The following is a 20,712-nucleotide window of genomic DNA, read 5'->3' on the forward strand; positions in this document are numbered from 1 at the left end:
ATAATCCCTTAGGGGCGATCCTGCACAACGTGCAAAATATTCGTCGGCGCTTGTCCAGTGAACTCCCTAAAAACGTTGAGGTTGCAGAACAAGCTGGCATCACACTGGACGCCATCAGTCACTACCTTCAAGCCCGAGAGGTGCCGCAGTTACTGGACGGCATACAGCAAGCAGGCGCCCGGGCAGCCAAGATCGTGACCCACATGCTTAGCTTCAGTCGCCGCAGCAACCGGCAAATGAGCCCCTGCGATTTGTCAGCCCTGATTAATCAGGCCGTGGACATTGCCAGCAATGACTTTGACCTCGCTTTGGGTTTTGACTTCAAAGGCCACGACATTGTTCGCCAGTTCGATCCGCAACTCGGCCCTGTCCCTGGCATCCCCAACGAGCTGGAACAAGTGCTGCTGAATTTACTAAAAAACGCAGCGCAAGCCATTCATCAGCGCCCCGCTAACAGCACCGAACCCGGACGTATTACCTTGCGCACTAAACTCAACCCACCTTGGGCGCAAATCCAAGTCGAGGACAACGGCGTCGGTATGCCGGAGCAGGTGCGCAAACGCATTTTTGAACCGTTTTTCACCACCAAAGAAGTCGGCCAAGGCACCGGGCTCGGCCTGTCGGTGTCTTACTTCATCGTCACGAATAATCACAAAGGGCAAATGGAAGTGCACTCCACGTTAGGCCAAGGTACGTGCTTTACCTTACGTCTACCGCTGGCTGGCAATCTGTTGCCGTCTCACGAATCAACCACGGTGGAACTATAAACATGGGCTTTCGCTTATCAAAGATCTACACCCGTACCGGCGATAAAGGTGAAACCGGCCTTGGCGACGGACGACGCGTGCCCAAAGACCACCCGCGGGTAGAAGCTATCGGTGACGTCGATACGCTCAACAGTCAGTTGGGGCTGCTCTTGGCCGGACTCAACGCGCACCGTAGCGAATGCCCAGGGCTAATCGACATAATTGAAGTGCTTGAACCTTGCCAGCACCGACTCTTCGACTTGGGCGGTGAATTGGCCATGCCGATTTATCAGGCACTCAACATTGCTGAGATCGAGCGACTTGAGGCAGCGATTGACCGCTGGAATGAAGAGGTGGGCCCACTGGAAAACTTCATCCTTCCGGGCGGTTCGACCTTGATTGCACAAGCGCATGTGTGTCGCAGCTTGGCCCGCAGTGCAGAACGCCGCTGCCAGCAACTCAATGCTCTTGAACCCTTAGCAGGTGCGGGGTTGGCGTATATCAACCGACTCTCAGATTTGTTGTTCGTCGCCGCCCGCCTGATTGCTAAACGCCAAGGCGTCGCCGAAATCTTGTGGCAGGCAGCAGCCAAACCCGAGAGGTAAGTCGGCCATATTGGATGTACGACTGCTGTGCTGACTGCCCGCAGGATCTGCCCGCAGGCTGCGATTTTAGGGATCAAGATCGCAGTCGTCGCTCCTCGACAGCGCCTACATCATTAATCTTGGGGCCAGAACGCGCGAATTCCGGCAACGCCCTGCGCTCCGACAGCCCACGCTTGCTGGCGTTCATCCGGCCCCAGCCCTCCCAGCAAGAACACTGGTTTGCCGAAGTTAGCGATCAACTGCTGCGCCTGCTCCCAGCCCAAAGGCTGTGTGTCGGGGTGGGTCTGAGTTGGTTGCACAGGTGACAAGGTCACAAAATCTACGTCCATCTGCTCAGCCAACGCCAGTTCTTCGGCGTTATGGCACGAGGCGGCCAACCAACGTTCTTTGGGCAGTGGTCGACCTTTTGCTGAGTACTTGCGCAATTGCGCAGCCGTCAGATGCCAACCCGCCGACGGAAAATCACCCAACCATTCCAGCGGGCCTTTGAGCATCAGTTGCGCCTTGCCTGCGCACAACCCGGCCGCATCAACCGCTAGATCGCGGTATTTGGGGTCATAACCATTTGGGGCACGCAATGAAACCAGTTTAATGCCGCCAGCAATTGCCTTTTGCAACCCACGTAACAGCTCTGGCGCTTCCAGCCCGTCTGGCGTAATCAGGTATTGATCGGGTAAACGCGCCGCGGCAACAATCGACTGATTCGCCGCTGGAAACTCATAACTCGCCAAATCTCGCGAAGACACCCAAACCAAGGGCTGACCTTCTGCGCCATGGGGTTCGCCGGTAAACGCGTACACTTCCCACACATCCAGCAACACGTGTTTGTCCGGGTAATCATGTTGAACCTTGATCAACGGACGAGCAGCGCTCACGACGATGCCCAGCTCTTCGTGCAGTTCACGACTCAACGCAGCTTCGACCGACTCCCCCGCCTCGACCTTGCCACCAGGAAACTCCCAGAGTCCGCCTTGATGCTGAGTATCAGCGCGACGTGCAATCAGCACTTTGCCGCCCTCGCCCCGGATAACGGCCGCAGCCACATGAATTCGTTTCACCTGTGTACTTCCTCTCATCCGGCCTGTTGCCAGGCTTTAAACACCGCTCATCACTACATGGCCTCATGCTAAGTTTGCCCTTAGACGGGCAGCGGGCGCGAACTCCAAGCAAGCGCCCGCAGATCCTTACTTACGTACGGTACTCGGCGTTAATTTTCACGTACTCGTGGGACAAGTCGGTAGTCCAGATGGTTTCGCTAGCCTTGCCACGACCCAGTTCGATACGAATCGTGATTTCTTCACGAGCCATAACGGCTGAACCTTGCTCTTCGGTATAAGTGATCGCGCGCGCGCCACCGCTGGCGATGCACACTTCGCCTAGGAATACGTCGATCTTGCTCACATCCAGATCCGGCACCCCGGCACGCCCCACGGCCGCCAAAATACGGCCCCAGTTCGGATCAGACGCAAACAGCGCGGTCTTGATCAGTGGCGAGTGAGCCACGGTATATCCCACATCAAGGCATTCTTGGTGATTACCACCGCCATTGACTTCAACCGTCACAAACTTAGTTGCGCCTTCACCATCACGCACGATGGCTTGAGCGACGTCCATGCACACCTCAAACACGGCCTGCTTCAAGGCCGCGAACAGCGGGCCGCTGGCTTCGGTGATTGCTGGCAAGTTGGCTTTACCCGTGGCAATCAACATGCAGCAATCGTTGGTCGATGTGTCGCCATCAATGGTGATGCGGTTAAACGACTTGTTAGCACCGTCGAGCAACAGATTTTGCAGCACGTCGCGCGAAACGTTAGCGTCGGTCGCGATGTAGCCCAGCATGGTGGCCATGTTCGGACGAATCATGCCAGCACCCTTGCTGATACCCGTCACAGTAACGGTCACGCCATCGTGTACAAACTGACGGCTAGCCCCTTTAGGCAACGTATCAGTGGTCATGATGCCGGTGGCTGCTTCAGCCCAATGGTGTTCCGACAGATCGTCCAACGCGGCTTGCAATGCGCCTTCGATTTTCTCGACCGGCAGCGGCTCACCAATTACACCGGTGGAATACGGCAGCACAGCGCTGGCATCAACCCCAGTCAACTCGGCTAATTTGGCGCAGGTACGGGTCGCGGCAACGAGGCCCGGCTCCCCCGTCCCAGCGTTAGCATTGCCGGTATTGGTCAACAGGTAGCGCACAGCGCCTTGAACGCGCTGCTTGGCCAAAATAACGGGCGCCGCACAAAAAGCATTCAAGGTAAATACGCCAGCGACGGTTGAGCCTTCAGCACAGCGCATGACCACGACGTCCTTACGCCCAGGACGCTTGATACCGGCTGAAGCGATGCCCAGTTCAAAACCGGCCACCGGGTGCAAAGTAGGCAAAGGACCAAGACCAACAGCCATGACGCGCTCCTAAATAGAGATGACAGTTCCGCCAATGGGCGGGAATTCAATGGTAAAACGCCGCGACGGCTAATGCCGGTCGCGGCGCAGGTGTTTCAGCAGATGAAGCGGGCTTTAGTTAATTTGCCCGTGACAGTGCTTGTATTTCTTGCCCGAGCCACAGTAGCACAGCTCGTTGCGGCCTAGTTTCTGGTCATTACGTACCGGCTCAGTCGCAGGAACCACGTCGGCTACATCAGCCCCTTCAAGCACTTGGGCCATGGCATCAGGCTGATCAAGGCCGGGGGCTTCGGCATGCTGGAACTGCATACGTGAAGCCAGCTCTTCAGCTTCACGGCGCAGACGGGCTTCTTCTTCAACCGGGTCTTCGCGACGTACCTGTACATGGGACAGTACGCGGATCGAATCACGCTTGATCGAATCAAGCAGCTCGGAGAACAAGTTGTAAGACTCGCGCTTGTACTCTTGCTTAGGGTTCTTCTGCGCATAACCGCGCAAGTGGATACCGTGGCGCAAGTGGTCCATGGTCGACAAGTGGTCTTTCCACAGGTCATCCAGAACACGCAGCACAATTTGCTTCTCGAAGGTACGCAGGGCTTGCGCACTCGCTTGCTCTTCTTTTTCGTTGTACGACGCCAACAGCTCGTTCAGCAGCTTCTCACGCAGGGTTTCTTCGTACAGGTGATCGTCTTCATCGAGCCACTGCTGGATCGGCAACTTCACACCAAAGCCGCCTTCGATGGCCGCTTCCAGACCTGCAACATCCCACTGTTCAGGCAACGACTGAGGCGGGATATGAGCGTTGATCGTGCTATCGAGGACGTCTCTGCGGAAGTCCGCAATGGTTTCGCCAATGTTTTCAGCCGCCAGCAACGTGTTACGCATGTGATAAATCACTTTGCGTTGTTCGTTGTTAACATCATCGAACTCCAGCAATTGCTTACGAATGTCAAAGTTGCGGCCTTCGACCTTGCGCTGAGCCTTTTCGATAGCGTTAGTCACCATGCGGTGCTCAATCGCTTCGCCAGACTGCATACCCAACGCTTTCATGAAGTTCTTCACTCGATCAGAAGCGAAGATACGCATCAAGCTGTCTTCCAGCGACAGGTAGAAACGGCTAGAACCGGTATCGCCCTGACGACCTGCACGACCACGCAACTGGTTGTCGATGCGGCGCGACTCATGACGCTCGGAAGCAATCACATGTAGACCACCCGACTCCAGCACTTGCTGGTGGCGTTTTTGCCAGTCGGCTTTGATTTGAGCAGTTTGCTCAGGCGTCGGGTTCTCAAGGGAGGCGACCTCCACTTCCCAGTTACCGCCCAGCAAGATATCGGTACCACGACCGGCCATGTTGGTGGCAATGGTCAGTGCACCGGGACGACCAGCCTGCGCAATAATTTCAGCTTCTTTTTCGTGGAACTTGGCGTTCAGAACCTTGTGCTCGATACCTTCCTGATTAAGCAGGTTAGACATGTGCTCGGAGGTCTCGATGGTCGCGGTACCCACCAGCACTGGACGACCTTTGGTCATGCAGTCTTTGATGTCAGCCACGATCGCCGCGTACTTCTCGTCCGCAGTCAGGAACACCAGGTCGTTGAAGTCTTTACGCGCCAACGGTTTGTTCGGCGGGATAACCATCACCGACAGACCATAGATCTGGTGGAACTCGAAAGCTTCGGTGTCGGCAGTACCGGTCATGCCAGACAGTTTGTTGTACAACCGGAAGTAGTTCTGGAAAGTAGTCGAAGCCAAGGTCTGGCTCTCTGCCTGAATGTTCAGGCGCTCTTTCGCTTCAATCGCTTGGTGCAAGCCTTCAGACAGACGACGACCCGGCATGGTCCGGCCAGTATGTTCGTCAACCAGCAATACCTGACCGTCTTCGACGATGTACTCGACATTGCGATTGAACAGTTTGTGCGCGCGCAATGCAGCGTACACGTGGGTCAAAAGCCCCAAGTTATGCGCCGAGTACAGGCTTTCACCTTCGGCCAGCAAACCGACTTGGGTCAGCATGTCTTCAACGAACTGGTGACCGGACTCGTTCAGCTCAACCTGACGCGTCTTCTCGTCGATGGTGAAGTGACCAGCCTTTGTAACTTGGCCTTCAACTTCTTCAACGTGCTGTTCAAGGCGCGGAATCAGCTTGTCAATTTCGGTGTACAGACGAGAACTGTCTTCGGCCTGACCCGAGATGATCAAAGGCGTACGCGCTTCGTCGATTAGGATGGAGTCGACTTCGTCGATTACAGCGAAGTTAAGCTCACGCTGGAATTTTTCTTCCATGCTGAAAGCCATGTTGTCGCGCAGGTAATCGAAGCCAAACTCGTTGTTAGTCCCGTAAGTGATGTCTGCGGCGTAGGCTTCACGCTTTTCTTGAGGTGGCTGAAACGGCGAAACCACGCCGATCGTTAGCCCCAGAAACTCGTAGAGCGGACGCATCCAGTTGGCATCACGGCGAGCCAAGTAGTCGTTGACCGTCACCACATGCACGCCTTTACCAGACAGCGCATTGAGGTAAACACCCAGGGTTGCTACCAGCGTTTTACCTTCACCGGTACGCATTTCTGCGATCTTGCCTTCGTGCAAGGTCATGCCACCGATCAACTGAACGTCGAAGTGGCGCATACCCATAACGCGCTTACCGGCTTCACGGCAGACCGCGAAGGCTTCAGGCAGCAATTGATCGAGGGTCTCACCTTTAGCTATGCGGGCCTTGAACTCTTCGGTCTTGGCGCGCAATTGCTCATCACTCAGAGCAACCATTTGCTCTTCGAAGGCATTAACGACCTGTACCGTCTTGAGCATGCGTTTTACTTCGCGCTCGTTCTTGCTTCCAAAAAGTTTCTTTAACAAAGGCGCAAACATATCGGCAGGATCTTCCACACATAGGGATGGAGGGCGGCCCCGAGAGTCGCCCGAGCAGCCCTGATGGCCGCATGCGAACGAGCATTCTACCCGGAAACGGCGGTGAGGAAAGTGGCGTTATTCCACGATACTGGTACAGCGTTGTGACGGGGCCTGACTAAAATAAGGCCTTTTTGCGGAACTTCAACCCATGGGATGCAGAAGTTACCCATTGATTTTGCAATTAAACTTAATCGTTTAAGGTCTGTGTCGAGCGAAATCGTGGTTTCTGCTACGATGGCCGCTCAGTTTTCTCAGGTGTTTGATCATGGCATTTCGCCCACATCCAGCACGGGCACCCGCTGTTCTGCTCCGCGAGGCCAAGCCCCTAAAAGCTATTTTCGGCCATGCCAAACGTCTTGCTCATCTACAACGCCTACTTGAAAGCCAGCTCCAACCGGCCGCACGCGAACATTGCCACGTCGCTTCATGGCGCGAAGGCAGTTTGCTATTGGTCGTAACTGATGGCCATTGGGCCACACGCCTGCGCTATCAGCAAAAACGCTTGCAGCGCCAATTGCAGGCGTTTGATGAATTCGCCAGCCTGACCCGCATCCTGTTTAAAGTGCAGCCACCGACCGTACTGACCAAAGTTAATGGGCACACGCTTGACCTGTCTGAGGATGCCGGGCAAACCATTCAAGCGACGGCCGAAGGCATCAGCGACCCGGCGTTACGTGCGGCGCTTGAGCGGCTAGCGAGCCATGCCAAGCCTAAGGCTTGAAGGTAAAGATCCAACGTTCGCAAGCACGCTCGCTTGAAGTTTATCGCAGGCATTATTTGCGCTTGCTGCCGCCTAACAACGAGCCCAATAGCCCACGCACTAATTGACGCCCCATTTGGCTAGCCACTTGGCGCGCCATGGATTGCAACGCTTTACCTGTTGCCGTCCCCAAAAACTCCCCAGCCTGATCAAACAAGCCTGGCTCATCGGGCGCTACTGGTGCTTGATCAACAGGGGCTTGCCCTTTGCGGGTTTGAAGAACTTCGTAAGCCGATTCACGATCAATCGGCTTGTCATAGCGCCCCTGCAACGGCGAACTGGCAATTAACGCCGCCCGTTCTACCTCGCTCAACGGCCCTATTCGCGACTGCGGCGGTGCAATGAGTACGCGCTGAACCATCGCAGGTGTGCCTTTTTCTTCCAGCCTCCCAACTAACGCTTCTCCTGTGCCTAACTCTGTCAGAACCGCCAGCGAATTAAAGGCCGGATTCGGACGAAACCCATCAGCCACTGCCTTCAAAGATTTTTGCTCTTTGGCGGTAAACGCTCGCAACCCGTGCTGGATGCGTAAGCCCAATTGTGCGAGAACCGTGTCAGGTAAATCGGCCGGCGACTGAGTTACAAAATACACGCCTACACCTTTGGAGCGGATCAACCGAACCACTTGCTCCAAACGATCCTGCAGAGCCTTAGGCGTGTCCGCAAACAATAAATGGGCCTCATCAAAAAATAGCGCCAGCAACGGTTTATCGGCATCACCGCGCTCCGGTAATTGCTCAAAAAGCTCAGCCAGCAGCCATAACAAAAAGGTCGCATACACTTTAGGCGCTTCGTGTACCAAACGGCTGGCGTCTAACAAATGGATTCGCCCGCGACCATCGCTGGCGGGCTGTAACAAATCTTCGAGCTGCAGCGCTGGCTCACCAAACAACGCCTCTGCACCCTGCTGCTCCAGGATTGCCAAGCGTCGTAATAGCGCCTGACTGGAGCCTGTGGTCATCAAGGCCGCGTCTTCGCCCAACACCTGCGGGTTGTCACGTAAATGCCCAAGCAATGCTTTGAGGTCTTTTAGGTCCAGCAGCAATAAGCCTTCGCGATCAGCTACTTTAAAGGCCGCGTACAACGCGGACTGTTGACTGTCGGTCAGCTCAAGCAAGCTGCCCAGCAATAACGGTCCCATCTCGCTCAAGGTTGTTCGAAGCGGATGACCTGTTTTGCCGTGTATATCCCACAACGTCACGGGGTAAGCCTTAGGCTGGAAGTTAAGCCACGGCATGCTGGCAATGCGCTCTGCAATTTTTCCCTGTGGCTGACCTGCTGCGCCCAGCCCGCATAAATCGCCCTTAATATCGGCGACAAAGACAGCAACCCCCGCATCACTAAACTGCTCAGCCAGCCTTTGCAGAGTCACAGTTTTACCTGTACCTGTGGCGCCCGCCACCAAACCATGGCGATTTGCCAAGCGTAAAGATTGCGCGATTGGCTGCCCCGCAAGATCAGCACCAAGAATAAGCGTTGAGGAGTCTGGCATGTTGCTACCTTTGATTAACCGTTCGCGGACCGCGCCGATGCATTCCTTAATGCTAGACCAGAAAATGACTGATTTAGCCTAAGAAAACCCATCCATGGATCTCGAGCAGCCAGAAACGCTGCGCCAAACCAAGCACGCCGGACGATGTGTTCTCAATAGGGGATGATTTAGGGGCTGGAAGCAATGCTTTCGAGCGAAGGTTAGGCGAGCCTTTTTCAACACCGCTTAACCAAGCGCAGATACATTTCGCACAGTGCCTAAAGCCGCCGAGGCGGCGAAAGATGAGGGTCGGCTTCAGCGTCTTGCTGTAATGCTTCCCAGAGCTTGGCGGCGTCAGGAAAGTCCGTTCCATCTTCGGGGCTGAGTGCCTCTGGGTCATAACGACTCAAGCAGCCTTCGCCCAGCGTTGCTGGGGCGCTTGAGGTGGCCTTTTGGAGTGGATCCGTCACGCTGTTCCTCTCTTACCGCTGCGGGCTGCGAGGAGGTAGGGAGCTGAAACCAAGAGACTTTGCCCCCTTCGCAGCCTGCGCCAACTGCAACTAGAACACGACTGTTTTATTACCGTGCACCAAGACGCGATCTTCGAGGTGATAACGCAGGCCACGGGCCAGCACCATCTTTTCGACATCACGGCCGAAACGCACCATGTCTTCAATGCTGTCGCTATGGCTGACACGCACCACGTCTTGCTCAATAATCGGGCCGGCATCCAGCTCTTCAGTAACGTAGTGGCACGTTGCACCAATTAGCTTCACGCCGCGCATGGAGGCTTGATGGTAAGGCTTGGCCCCCACAAAAGACGGCAAGAAGCTGTGGTGGATATTAATGACTTGGCCCGCATATTCGCTGCACAAATCTGGCGGCAGAATCTGCATGTAGCGCGCCAATACCACGACTTCAGCCTGGTGGTGCTTGACCAAGCGCGAGACTTCGGCAAACGCTGGCTGCTTATCTTTAGGATCAACCGGTACGTGATAAAACGGAATGCCGTGCCACTCGACCATGCTGCGTAAGTCGTTGTGGTTCGAGATTACACAAGAAATATCGCAATCAAGCTCATCGCTGTGCCAGCGGTGCAGCAAATCTGCCAAACAATGAGATTCACGGCTGGCCATCAAGACAACGCGTTTTTTTTGCGCAGTATCGTTAATGCGCCAGACCATCGAAAACTCTTCAGCGATCGGGGCAAATGCTTCACGAAAAGCCTCCAGCCCAAATGGCAAAGAGTCGGCACGAATTTCGTGACGCATAAAGAACCAACCGCTTTGATCATCCGAGTGGTGGCTCGCTTCAGTGATCCAGCCATTGTGGGAGGCTAGGAAATTACTGACCTTGGCAACAATGCCGACGCCGTCGGGGCACGCAATCACCAACCGAAAAGTGCGCATGTGGGTAAACTCCAAAACTTTACAAAGGCCGCCATTCTAGCGAGTACGCAGCAAAACTACAGTATTCGTTGAGCCTTATTGACGGCACCACGGGGCCGTACCGTAAAAGCGTCGACACCAACAGCACCGCGGCTTTCATAGAATTGATCGCCCCATTGATACTCTTTATTAATGACTTTGATTTAGCCAAGGTATCAAGCCTATTTAACAGGCCACATATTGAACACCGACAAAAGTTAATGAATAAAATTTTAAATTAATCTGACATTGGATATTTACTTGCTGTAACTCTCTGACTATTATTGCGCCACTGTCTCCCTGACATCACTTCAGCATAAGGTAAGCCTCATGTCCTTGATCAACGAATACCGCGCAACAGAAGAAGCCATCAAAGAACTGCAAGCCCGCCTGAAGAACCTGTCCGAAGACGACAAACTTCAAACCGAGCTGGAATTTGAAGGCAAACTGCGCACCCTGATGGGCGAATACCAAAAGTCGCTGCGCGACATCATCGCCCTGCTGGACCCAGAGTCCAAAGCAACCAAAGCACCGCGCGGTGTTGTTAAAACTACCGGCACCAAACGTGCCCGTAAGGTTAAACAATACAAAAACCCGCACAACGGCGAAGTGATTGAAACCAAAGGCGGCAACCACAAAACTCTGAAAGAGTGGAAAGCTAAGTGGGGCAGCGACGAGGTTGAAGGCTGGGCAACTTTGCTGGGCTAAGTGATTGCGAACACACCAAGTGTTCAGCAACACCTATAAAAAAACGCCAGCTTGCTGGCGTTTTTTTTATGGGCCGACCTTTATTAAGGATCGTCAGTTTTAGCCACAACCCCCAATCGCTGACTCAAGCCGTTTGCATAATGCTGCCACTCGTCCAGCAGCCTTAGTTCGGTAGGCGTTGCGCTGCGAGACAGGCTTTGTGCAGCCTCATTGAACTGGCTCAGGGTTAAAGGCGCACCGAAAGCAGGATCGGTCAAACGCTGTTGGCAAAACTGCTGCCAGCGCTGTTGCTCTTGTTCAGTCAAGGTGGCTGGAAAGTTTCGGGCGCGGTAACGGAACAATAATTCAGGTAACCGTTCATCATCAAACGGCCACTCATCTTTGGCTAACTGTTGCGGATCACTTAAGCGCACTTGCTCGCACAATCGACGATCACGATCACCGAGAAAACCGTCATACAATTGCTGCTCAGGATCCTCGCTGGGAATGAAGTCTTCGTGGGCATAAATAACATTTAACTTCTGCTTCCAAACTCCTTGTGTATCCATCAGCACCTGGGCGCGCGCCTGATATACAGCCATGTCCAACTGCAAACGTTGTTGATCCTGAGCGCGCACTACCGTTAATGGTGCGACGACTGGGCAACGATTAATGTGAATCAGCTTAAGCGCTATCGGCGCTTGCCCCTCTGGTAACTCTTCGCGCCGTGTATAAAGCAGCGCCCGCAGTGCTTGCGCGTCCATGTCCAATAAAACCTGCGGATCAAAGTGCAGGTCATACACAATCAACGCATTACGGTTTTTCGGGTGCCAGCCCAACGGCAATACAACCCCGGCATAATGCCGTGCCGCAGAGAAACGACCCGAAATATGCAGCAGCGGCTGCAACAAACGAACTTGATCCAGCACCCGTTGTTTAGTTCGCAACTGAAACAACCACTCATAAAGTTTTGGTTGTTTTTCACGAATCAAACGTGCCAGCGCAATTGTTGCTCGCACATCAGACAGAGCGTCATGCGCCTGACCGTGATCAATGCCGTTGGCGGCCGTTAAACGCTCAAGCTTGAGCGTTACCCGGCCCTCCTCTTGCGGCCAGACAATGCCTTCAGGCCGTAGTGCATATGCCGTACGTACAACATCAATTAGATCCCAACGACTGTTACCGCCTTGCCATTCGCGCGCGTAAGGATCAAAGAAGTTTCGATAGAGGCTGTAGCGCGTAACCTCATCGTCAAAACGCAGCGAGTTGTAGCCCGCGCCACACGTACCCGGCAGCGCGAGTTGCGCGTGGGTACGCGTCATAAACTCGGCCTCATCCAGACCTTTGTCCTCAAGAATGCTCGGCGTAATACCGGTCACTAAGCAGGCAATGGGGTGCGCAAGAATATCGTCGCTGGGCAGGCAGTACAGATTGAGCGGCGCGTCTATCTCATTGAGCTCGTAATCCGTGCGGATACCCGCCACTTGCACAGCTCGGTCGCTGCGCGGGTTAATGCCGGTGGTTTCGTAGTCGTACCAAAAAATAGAGGTCACGGGGTGTTCCTGAGCAGTATTCCTCCTCAGTCTAGGCGTTCAAAGCCAAGCAAGACCAGCACGCAATCGCCTTCTGTCTTCTGCGCCAATTGATCAGGCTGAAGCTTGCAAAGGGTGAAAGCTGAAGTAATGGTGCAAGTCGTTGATCAGCGTCAAGTACTGCGCAGGCGGCTGATACAAAACAAAACCGGCGTCATAGCAAGTCGGCGTGACATCTTCACGGCACCACAGGCATCGAGCGGCAAGGTCAATCAACTGCCGTTGCCCATCGGCACCGGGCAATTTGATCCGAAGTTGAAAGTCGGCCTCTACCAACAGAGGCAGCGGGCTTATCAGCACTAAACCGCCCTCAGATAGAGCGCCCAACGAACCCATAGGCTTGTCGGTAAAACGGTTAAAGACGGTTAAGAAAGACGTTAATTCATGACGCTGGATGCGACGCTCAGTCTGCATGTTGGATTCACTGGTCAGGCTCGGGTTAACTGCCCGTATAGTCACTCACCGAAGCGCTGACAACCGGGCACTGAGATGCTTGGGCCTCATGCACAACGACTACAGCCGCGCGGGTAACGCTTGAGCCGTGCCAGGACCGGGGATGAACTTAAGAATCTGCAGGGTCTCGATCCGAGCCTTGGCCCGGTAAGCATATTCGCTCTTCGGGAACTCATTAATGATGTATTGATAGGTCTGTGCGGCATCAAGATAAAACTTTGTCCGCTCCAAACACAACCCGCGCAACATTGCCGTTTGCGGCCAGATATAAGGACGGCTGCGGCTGTCACGATCAACCTCGGACAACTCAAGCATCACCGTTTCACAGTTCCCGCGATCATAGGCACGGTAAGCGTTGTTCAAATGGTGGTTCATCGACCAACGGGTACAGCCAGCGACACTGCTGACCAACACTAAAATAAGCAAAACACGCATAGGCATCTCCTGTTCTCAAGAGTGTATCGACCCCTTTGGTAAATTCTTCACATCCTGTGCACCACAACTTAAGTCGAAAGTAGTGCAGAGGAACAATGACTACAGCCAAAGACCATAGTAGCCTTTGGCAGCGCTTGAACTCAGGAGTCTTTGCATGTCCGTTCGTCGAACTAAAATCGTTGCCACACTTGGCCCTGCTAGCAATTCACCGCAGATGCTTGAACAGCTTATCCTCGCTGGCCTGGACGTCGCCCGTCTGAACTTTTCCCACGGCACTCCCGATGAGCACAAGGCTCGCGCCAAGCTAGTGCGTGACATCGCCGCCAAGCACGGCCGTTTCGTCGCGTTGCTGGGTGACCTGCAAGGCCCGAAAATCCGTATCGCCAAATTCGCCAACAAACGCATCGAGCTGAAAATCGGTGATCGCTTCACCTTCTCCACTAGCCACCCGCTGACCGAAGGTACTCAAGAAGTTGTCGGGATTGATTACCCGGATCTGGTCAAAGATTGCGGCGTGGGTGACGAACTGCTGCTCGATGATGGTCGCGTCGTGATGCGCGTTGAAACCGCAACCGCAGACGCCCTGCACTGCGTTGTGTTGATCGGCGGCCCGCTGTCAGACCACAAAGGCATCAACCGCCGCGGTGGTGGCTTGACTGCACCTGCGCTGACTGAAAAAGACAAGGCTGACATCAAGCTGGCAGCCGAAATGCAAGTCGACTACCTCGCCGTGTCGTTCCCGCGTGACGCCGCTGACATGGAATACGCCCGTCAACTGCGCGACGAAGCCGGTGGTACTGCTTGGTTGGTCGCAAAAATTGAACGCGCTGAAGCCGTGGCTGACGACGAAACCCTCGACGCCCTGATCAAAGCCAGTGACGCGGTCATGGTTGCCCGTGGCGACCTGGGTGTGGAAATCGGCGACGCTGAGTTGGTCGGTATTCAGAAGAAGATCATTCTGCATGCTCGTCGTCACAACAAAGCGGTGATCGTTGCGACCCAGATGATGGAGTCGATGATCCAAAACCCGATGCCAACGCGTGCCGAAGTGTCCGACGTTGCCAACGCCGTTCTCGACTACACCGACGCGGTGATGCTGTCGGCTGAAAGTGCTGCCGGTGCTTACCCACTGGAAGCCGTGCAGGCCATGGCGCGTATCTGCCTCGGCGCTGAAAAGCACCCAACCAGCAAAACCTCCAGCCACCGGATCGGCAAGACCTTCGAGAGCTGCGATCAGAGCATTGCACTGGCGGCCATGTACACCGCCAACCACTTCCCTGGCGTTAAAGCGATCATCGCCCTGACTGAGAGCGGTTACACACCGTTGATCATGTCGCGCATTCGCTCTTCGGTGCCGATCTACGCGTTCTCCCCGCACCGCGAAACCCAAGCCCGTGCGGCGATGTTCCGTGGCGTTTATACCGTACCGTTCGACCCGGCTTCACTGCCGCCAGAGCAAGTCAGCCAAGCCGCTATCGACGAACTGCTCAAGCGTGGCGTCGTAGAAAAAGGCGACTGGGTCATCCTGACCAAGGGCGACAGCTACCACACCATCGGTGGCACCAACGGCATGAAGATTCTGCATGTCGGCGACAAAATGGTTTAAGCCCTAAACGGCCCACACCCAAAGCCCCGCCTGAGTGATCAGACGGGGCTTTTTTCATGGCGGGTCGCAGCATTGCTTGTAAGCGCTGAAGAAGAATGAGGCTGCGATGGCTTGGCAGCATCTACCGTTTTTTTGATTAGCTACGGGTTAAAAACGCATCGGCCAGCAGTTGATTGCGCGAGAGTCCGGCCAAAAATAAGCGCTTGGCAAACGCCTCAACCGTGTCCGGGTGGCCACAGACCAAGGCGTGAGTCTGACGCGCAACCACCCGCATCAGTGGCAGATAATCCGCCAACTGGCTGCGCAAAACACACTCAAGTGTCAGGTTAGAATGCTCCGCCGCCAGAGCCTGTAACTCAGCCCTGAGGTAAAACTCACTGTCATCGCGCACCACATGAATCAGTCGAATCGGCCCTTGATGATCTTGGCGCAAAGCTTCACGCAGCACGCCATACAACGGCCCTAACCCTGTCCCCGCGCCCAGTAACCATAACGGTTGGTCCTGCCAGTCGCTGTCATAGCGTAGCGCCCCACCGCGCAGCTCCCCCAAGCGCAGCAGATCCCCCACGTTGAGCTGCCGCGCAGCATCGGCGAACTCGCCGGGATGGGCACAGTCGAGATGGAACTCTAAAAAGCGGTCTTCTTCCGGCAGGCTGGCCAATGAGTAAGGCCGCGCGATACCGCCGGGCGTCCATAACACCAGATGCTGCCCCGCCCGGTAACGCACTGGGCGCCGGGGCTCTAATCGCAAGCGCAACACCGTCGGGCTGAGCCAATCAAGCGCCGCCACGTCAGCAGGCATGCCATCGCGCTTGGGGTCAAAGGTTTCGATCTGTAAGTCTTCGCTCACCTGGCACTGGCACGCTAAGCGCCAGCCTTGCTCACGCTGCGCAAGGGCCAGCGCATGAGGCTTGAGGTCAACCGGCTCACCCTGCACACAGCGCACCAAACAGGCATGGCAACTGCCCGCCCGACAACTGTAAGGCACAGACACGCCAGCCTGGTTCAAGGCATCTAGCAAATTGCTGCCGTCAGCCACTGACCAACGTTTGTCAGCGACGTGTAAATCGGGCACTTCTGGCCTCCTGAGGGTAATTGGTCTTATAGACACTACTGCACTGCGAGTCTCTTGGAGCAACTCTGAGTTCAGGCACCTTGAAAAGCGAAGGTACTGCGGCTCTTATCGCAGCCTTCGCCAGCGACTACAAGTTTTGCCCGTTCAGGTGTATCAAACACAGGCACGGGTTATACTGCCGCGCCTTTTTTGTACCGGTCATGCGTGCCCGGTACATCTCTCAAGTTGTTTACGACAGACCGAAGCATCAAGGTCGCAAACACCTTTTTGATTGAATGTTCCCGTCTTATAGAGGAGCGCGACCATGACCGTGATCAAGCAAGACGACCTGATTCAGAGCGTTGCTGACGCCCTGCAATTCATTTCTTACTACCACCCCGTTGACTTCATTCAGGCCATGCACGAAGCCTATCTGCGCGAAGAGTCGCCAGCGGCCCGTGACTCGATGGCGCAAATCCTGATCAACTCGCGCATGTGTGCCACTGGCCACCGCCCGATTTGCCAGGACACCGGCATCGTCACCGTGTTTGTACGCGTGGGTATGGATGTGCGCTGGACCGGCGCCACCATGAGCCTGGACGACATGATCAACGAAGGCGTGCGTCGCGCTTACAACCTGCCAGAAAACGTGCTGCGTGCTTCCATCTTGGCCGACCCAGCCGGTGCGCGCCGCAACACCAAAGACAACACCCCAGCCGTTATCCACTACTCCATCGTGCCGGGTAACACCGTAGAAGTGGACGTGGCAGCCAAGGGCGGCGGTTCTGAGAACAAGTCGAAAATGGCCATGCTCAACCCGTCCGACTCGATCGTTGACTGGGTACTCAAGACCGTTCCGACCATGGGCGCTGGCTGGTGCCCGCCAGGCATGCTGGGTATCGGTATCGGCGGCACCGCTGAAAAAGCCGCGGTCATGGCCAAAGAAGTGTTGATGGATTCCATCGACATTCACGACCTGATCAAGCGCGGCCCGTCCAACCGTATCGAAGAAATGCGCATCGAGCTGTTCGAGAAGGTCAACCAACTGGGCATCGGCGCTCAGGGCCTGGGCGGTTTGACGACCGTACTCGACGTTAAAATCATGGACTACCCGACCCACGCCGCTTCGTTGCCGGTGTGCATGATCCCGAACTGCGCAGCCACCCGCCACGCGCACTTCGTGCTCGACGGTTCCGGCCCTGCGGAGCTGCAAGCACCACCGCTCGACGCCTACCCAGAAATCGTCTGGGAAGCCGGCCCATCGGCCCGCCGTGTCAACCTCGACACCCTCACCCCCGAAGACGTACAAAGCTGGAAACCGGGCGAGACTGTTTTGCTCAACGGCAAAATGCTCACCGGTCGTGACGCGGCGCACAAGCGCATGGTCGAAATGCTCAACAAAGGCGAAACCTTGCCTGTTGACCTCAAAGGCCGCTTCATCTACTACGTTGGCCCGGTTGACCCGGTAGGCGACGAAGTGGTTGGCCCTGCGGGCCCGACAACCGCGACGCGGATGGACAAATTCACCCGCCAGATCCTCGATCAAACCGGTTTGCTGGGTATGATCGGTAAATCCGAGCGTGGCCCGACTGCCATCGAAGCGATCAAAGAACACAAAGCCGTGTACCTGATGGCCGTTGGCGGTGCTGCCTACTTGGTAGCCCAAGCGATCAAAAAATCGCGCGTAGTGGCGTTTGCCGAACTGGGCATGGAAGCCATCTACGAGTTCGACGTTAAAGACATGCCTGTCACTGTGGCTGTTGACAGCAAAGGCGAGTCGGTGCACATCACCGGCCCGGCAATCTGGCAACAGAAGATCCACGACAGCTTGGCGGTAGAAGTGCAGTAGCACTTTTAAGCCAGACACAAAAACGGCCGGGTTAATCACCCGGCCGTTTTTGTATACGCACCATTCAACACCCGTAGGAGCTGCCGCAGGCTGCGATCTTTTGATCTTCGCAGCCATCGCGCCTGCACTTAGAACGCGCTACGGAAGATCTCTTCGATCTGCCCTTGATCCGCTTTACGCGGGTTGGTAAAGCCACACGCATCTTTAAGTGCGTTGGTTGCCAACATCGGAATGTCATCCAGTTTTGCCCCCAAGTCGCGCAGGCCCGCCGGAATTTCAACCTCTTTGGCCAAGGTCCGAATCGCGGCAATGGCTGCCTGTGCGCCCTCTTCCGGGCTCAATCCGCGCACATCAGCGCCCAGCGCGTGCGCAACGTCTGTTAGCCGGCTCGCACACACACTCGCGTTGAACGTTTGCACATGCGGCAGCAACACCGCATTGCACACCCCGTGCGGCAGGTCGTAAAAGCCGCCCAATTGGTGCGCCATGGCATGCACAAACCCCAAGGAAGCGTTGTTAAACGCCATGCCCGCCAAGAACTGGGCATAGGCCATATTCTCCCGCGCAACCCGATCACTCCCGTCACGCACCGCCTGACGTAGGTTTTGACTGATCAACTCCATGGCCTTAATTGCACAGGCATCGGTAATCGGGTTTGCCGCGATCGACACATAAGCTTCAATCGCGTGAGTCAGTGCGTCCATGCCGGTGGCGGCTGTCAGACTTTTTGGCATGGCGACCATCAGTTCCGGGTCATTGACCGACAGCAGCGGCGTGACGTTACGGTCAACAATGGCCATTTTTACGTGGCGCTCTTCATCGGTAATGATGCAAAACCGCGTCATTTCACTGGCTGTACCGGCCGTGGTGTTGATAGACACCAGCGGCAACTGCGGTTTAGTCGACTGATCGACACCTTCGTAGTCACGGATATGCCCGCCGTTAGTGGCGCACAGCGCAATGCCTTTGGCACAGTCATGGGGTGAACCACCGCCCAACGACACGACAAAATCACAGTGATGCTGCTTGAGTACAGCTAAACCGGCTTCTACGTTGGCAATGCTCGGATTCGGTTTAGCACCGTCAAAAATCACTGATTCAACGTCCTGCAATGCGAGTTTTTCAGCAATCAGCGCCGCCACGCCTGCCTTGGCCAACCCTGCGTCCGTCACGATCAAAGCCTTGCGAAACCCGTAGTTACGAATCGCCGTCATGGCTTCGTCCAGGCAGCCATTGCCCATAATGTTCACTGCAGGGATAAAAAAGGTGCTGGTCATGGGAGCTCTCTTAGCGGGCACTACCCGCGACACGGGTTGGTCAGTCTCACTAGCTTCCTCCAATCAAATGTGCCCTTTATTGATCTGGCTCAATACTTGGGCGTGATAAAGTCCCGCACCGCTCCCTGTATCGAGACACAATCAGACATGACTCCCTTCCAGGAATTTGATGCCGAACTAGAAGACTGGAACACGCTCAGCGCCAGCACACCCTGCAGCGGGCTGCTGCTGGGTAATGGTGCGAGCATGGCCGTGTGGCATGACTTTTATTACGACTCGCTGTTCGAAAAAGCCAAAAGCGTCACCGAAAAGCCCCTGAGCCAAACTGAGCTCAGCGTGTTTGAAGCGTTGGGCACGCGTAATTTCGAGCACGTACTCAGCGCGTTAAAAACCGCGAGCAAGGTCAACAAAGCCTTGGCGATCAATTCGGCCTCGCCGCGCAAACGTTACTACGCAATTAAAGAAGCGCTGATCAACTGCACCCAAGATGTGCACATCCCTTGGCGCCTGATGCAGCCCGCAACCTTGAGCTGCTGGCAACAAGAACTGGCCCGATACGCCACGGTGTACTGCTCCAACTACGACCTGCTCACCCCTTGGGCGGTGATGCAAGCCCCGAAACAGTTCAATGATTTGTTCGATAGCCCACAGGCCACCTTTGAACTGGACAGCGCACAGGGTAAAAGCAAAGCAACTCGGGTGCTGTACCTGCACGGCGCGATGCACTTGGTGAAAAACCAGGAAGGCAAGGCACGCAAAATCAACGCCAACCCAGCCACGTTACTCAGCAGCTTTGCGGTGAATCATTCGATCAGCGCGTTAGATGATGTGCCGCTGTTTGTCAGCGAAAGCAGCGCTGATGACAAGCGAAAATCCATTCGCTACTCGGATTACCTGAGCTTTTGCCACGCCCAACTGATGAACCACAAAGACACGTTGTGCATTTTTGGTCACAGCTTGAGTGAGCAAGACCAACACCTGATCACTGCCCTGCGCCAAGCGCCTTTGAAAACCCTGTGCATCTCGATTTACCCCCGCAGCGAAGCGTTTATCCGCTTCCAGAAAAACCATTACTCGGCGCTATTTGCCGACAAAAAGCTGACATTGCGCTTCTATAACGCCAAAACTCACCCTTTGGGTGATTCCCGCCATTCAGTGCCGGTGGAGGTTTAAACAGCAACTCCTTGTAGGCAGGCTCGCGCCGACGGATTCAAAGACAGCCTTAATAAAACGAGACAAATAGCAATAATTCTCGATACCATCCGCGAATTATTAGCATCGTTGCTCCTATAAGGATCTTCATGTCTCGCTTTAAACCCGACCCGCTGACGGCCGAATCCTTTCGCGAGTTCTATACGCAAATTCTGCATTTCCTGCGCAAGCGTACCGACAACGCCAGCGATGCCGCCGACATGACTCAAGACGTGTTCACGC

General features: G+C 55.1%; 18 protein-coding genes and 1 pseudogene. 8 read left to right on the plus strand and 11 right to left on the minus strand.

All coding sequences use genetic code 11. The annotated features are described in order from the left end of the window. Both AQS70_RS20485 and AQS70_RS20490 read left to right on the plus strand, forming a co-directional pair. On the plus strand, positions 1-767 hold a 767-nt coding region (locus tag AQS70_RS20485; RefSeq protein ID WP_162233917.1), incomplete at its 5' end, for a sensor histidine kinase. A 2-nt stretch (positions 768-769) separates the two neighbouring features. Further along, positions 770-1,351 (plus strand): cob(I)yrinic acid a,c-diamide adenosyltransferase, encoded by a 582-nt coding sequence (locus tag AQS70_RS20490; RefSeq protein ID WP_055104566.1) that lies wholly within the window; start codon positions 770-772, stop codon positions 1,349-1,351. Positions 1,352-1,464: 113 nt separating this feature from the next. On the opposite strand, the gene AQS70_RS20495 is transcribed toward AQS70_RS20490, so the two are convergent. From AQS70_RS20495 to secA, 3 genes are all read right to left on the minus strand, one after another. Then, positions 1,465-2,409, minus strand: a complete 945-nt coding sequence (locus AQS70_RS20495; RefSeq protein ID WP_055104567.1) for a Nudix family hydrolase — start codon at positions 2,407-2,409, stop codon at positions 1,465-1,467. Positions 2,410-2,539: 130 nt separating this feature from the next. Further along, a complete protein-coding gene (argJ, locus tag AQS70_RS20500) occupies positions 2,540-3,757 on the minus strand; it encodes a bifunctional glutamate N-acetyltransferase/amino-acid acetyltransferase ArgJ (protein ID WP_055104568.1) in 1,218 nt (405 codons plus the stop codon). Between the two features lie 114 nt (positions 3,758-3,871). Continuing rightward, on the minus strand, positions 3,872-6,625 hold the full coding sequence (secA, locus tag AQS70_RS20505) for a preprotein translocase subunit SecA (protein ID WP_055104569.1): 2,754 nt from the start codon (positions 6,623-6,625) through the stop codon (positions 3,872-3,874). Between the two features lie 307 nt (positions 6,626-6,932). Here secA and AQS70_RS20510 point away from each other — a divergent pair, with 307 nt between their 5' ends. Beyond that, entirely contained in the window at positions 6,933-7,388 is a 456-nt protein-coding gene (locus AQS70_RS20510; protein WP_055104570.1) for a DUF721 domain-containing protein, read from the plus strand. Between the two features lie 52 nt (positions 7,389-7,440). Here the strand turns inward: AQS70_RS20510 and AQS70_RS20515 are convergent, their stop codons facing one another. The 3 genes from AQS70_RS20515 to purU all read right to left on the minus strand — a co-directional run bounded on the left by AQS70_RS20515 (position 7,441) and on the right by purU (position 10,307). After that, entirely contained in the window at positions 7,441-8,919 is a 1,479-nt protein-coding gene (locus AQS70_RS20515; RefSeq protein WP_055104571.1) for a helicase HerA-like domain-containing protein, read from the minus strand. A gap of 257 nt (positions 8,920-9,176) precedes the next feature. After that, complete coding sequence (locus tag AQS70_RS20520) at positions 9,177-9,368, minus strand: hypothetical protein (protein ID WP_055104572.1); 192 nt, start codon at positions 9,366-9,368, stop codon at positions 9,177-9,179. 90 nt (positions 9,369-9,458) lie between these two features. Continuing rightward, complete coding sequence (gene purU, locus AQS70_RS20525; protein ID WP_055104573.1) at positions 9,459-10,307, minus strand: formyltetrahydrofolate deformylase; 849 nt, start codon at positions 10,305-10,307, stop codon at positions 9,459-9,461. Between the two features lie 348 nt (positions 10,308-10,655). Here purU and mvaT point away from each other — a divergent pair, with 348 nt between their 5' ends. Beyond that, positions 10,656-11,033 carry a histone-like nucleoid-structuring protein MvaT gene (gene mvaT / locus AQS70_RS20530; protein ID WP_055104574.1) on the plus strand — a complete coding sequence of 126 codons (378 nt, stop codon included), beginning with the start codon at positions 10,656-10,658 and terminating at the stop codon, positions 11,031-11,033. An 83-nt stretch (positions 11,034-11,116) separates the two neighbouring features. Here mvaT and sbcB read toward each other — a convergent pair whose 3' ends face one another. The 3 genes from sbcB to AQS70_RS20545 form a co-directional block, all read right to left on the minus strand. Further along, a complete protein-coding gene (gene sbcB / locus AQS70_RS20535) occupies positions 11,117-12,565 on the minus strand; it encodes an exodeoxyribonuclease I (protein ID WP_055104575.1) in 1,449 nt (482 codons plus the stop codon). 93 nt (positions 12,566-12,658) lie between these two features. Further along, positions 12,659-13,018, minus strand: coding sequence for a PilZ domain-containing protein (locus AQS70_RS20540; protein WP_055104576.1), 360 nt, complete (start codon positions 13,016-13,018; stop codon positions 12,659-12,661). Positions 13,019-13,117: 99 nt separating this feature from the next. After that, entirely contained in the window at positions 13,118-13,492 is a 375-nt protein-coding gene (locus tag AQS70_RS20545) for a tetratricopeptide repeat protein (protein ID WP_055104577.1), read from the minus strand. 154 nt (positions 13,493-13,646) lie between these two features. Here AQS70_RS20545 and pyk point away from each other — a divergent pair, with 154 nt between their 5' ends. Further along, positions 13,647-15,098 carry a pyruvate kinase gene (pyk, locus tag AQS70_RS20550; RefSeq protein WP_055104578.1) on the plus strand — a complete coding sequence of 484 codons (1,452 nt, stop codon included), beginning with the start codon at positions 13,647-13,649 and terminating at the stop codon, positions 15,096-15,098. 136 nt (positions 15,099-15,234) lie between these two features. On the opposite strand, the gene AQS70_RS20555 is transcribed toward pyk, so the two are convergent. Continuing rightward, positions 15,235-16,173 (minus strand): iron-sulfur-binding ferredoxin reductase, encoded by a 939-nt coding sequence (locus tag AQS70_RS20555; RefSeq protein ID WP_055104579.1) that lies wholly within the window; start codon positions 16,171-16,173, stop codon positions 15,235-15,237. Positions 16,174-16,477: 304 nt separating this feature from the next. On the opposite strand from AQS70_RS20555, the gene AQS70_RS20560 reads away from it, so the two are divergent. After that, entirely contained in the window at positions 16,478-18,001 is a 1,524-nt protein-coding gene (locus AQS70_RS20560; protein ID WP_055104580.1) for a fumarate hydratase, read from the plus strand. Between the two features lie 128 nt (positions 18,002-18,129). Here the strand turns inward: AQS70_RS20560 and yiaY are convergent, their stop codons facing one another. Continuing rightward, positions 18,130-19,278 (minus strand): L-threonine dehydrogenase, encoded by a 1,149-nt coding sequence (gene yiaY / locus AQS70_RS20565; protein ID WP_055104581.1) that lies wholly within the window; start codon positions 19,276-19,278, stop codon positions 18,130-18,132. Between the two features lie 147 nt (positions 19,279-19,425). On the opposite strand from yiaY, the gene AQS70_RS20570 reads away from it, so the two are divergent. Together AQS70_RS20570 and AQS70_RS20575 are read left to right on the plus strand one after the other, a co-directional pair. Further along, positions 19,426-20,451, plus strand: coding sequence for a DUF4917 family protein (locus tag AQS70_RS20570; RefSeq protein ID WP_055104582.1), 1,026 nt, complete (start codon positions 19,426-19,428; stop codon positions 20,449-20,451). 128 nt (positions 20,452-20,579) lie between these two features. Next, a pseudogene (locus AQS70_RS20575) lies at positions 20,580-20,712 on the plus strand (RNA polymerase sigma factor); the annotation flags it as partial.

The organism is Pseudomonas endophytica (genome assembly GCF_001411475.1).
GTDB lineage: Bacteria > Pseudomonadota > Gammaproteobacteria > Pseudomonadales > Pseudomonadaceae > Aquipseudomonas > Aquipseudomonas endophytica.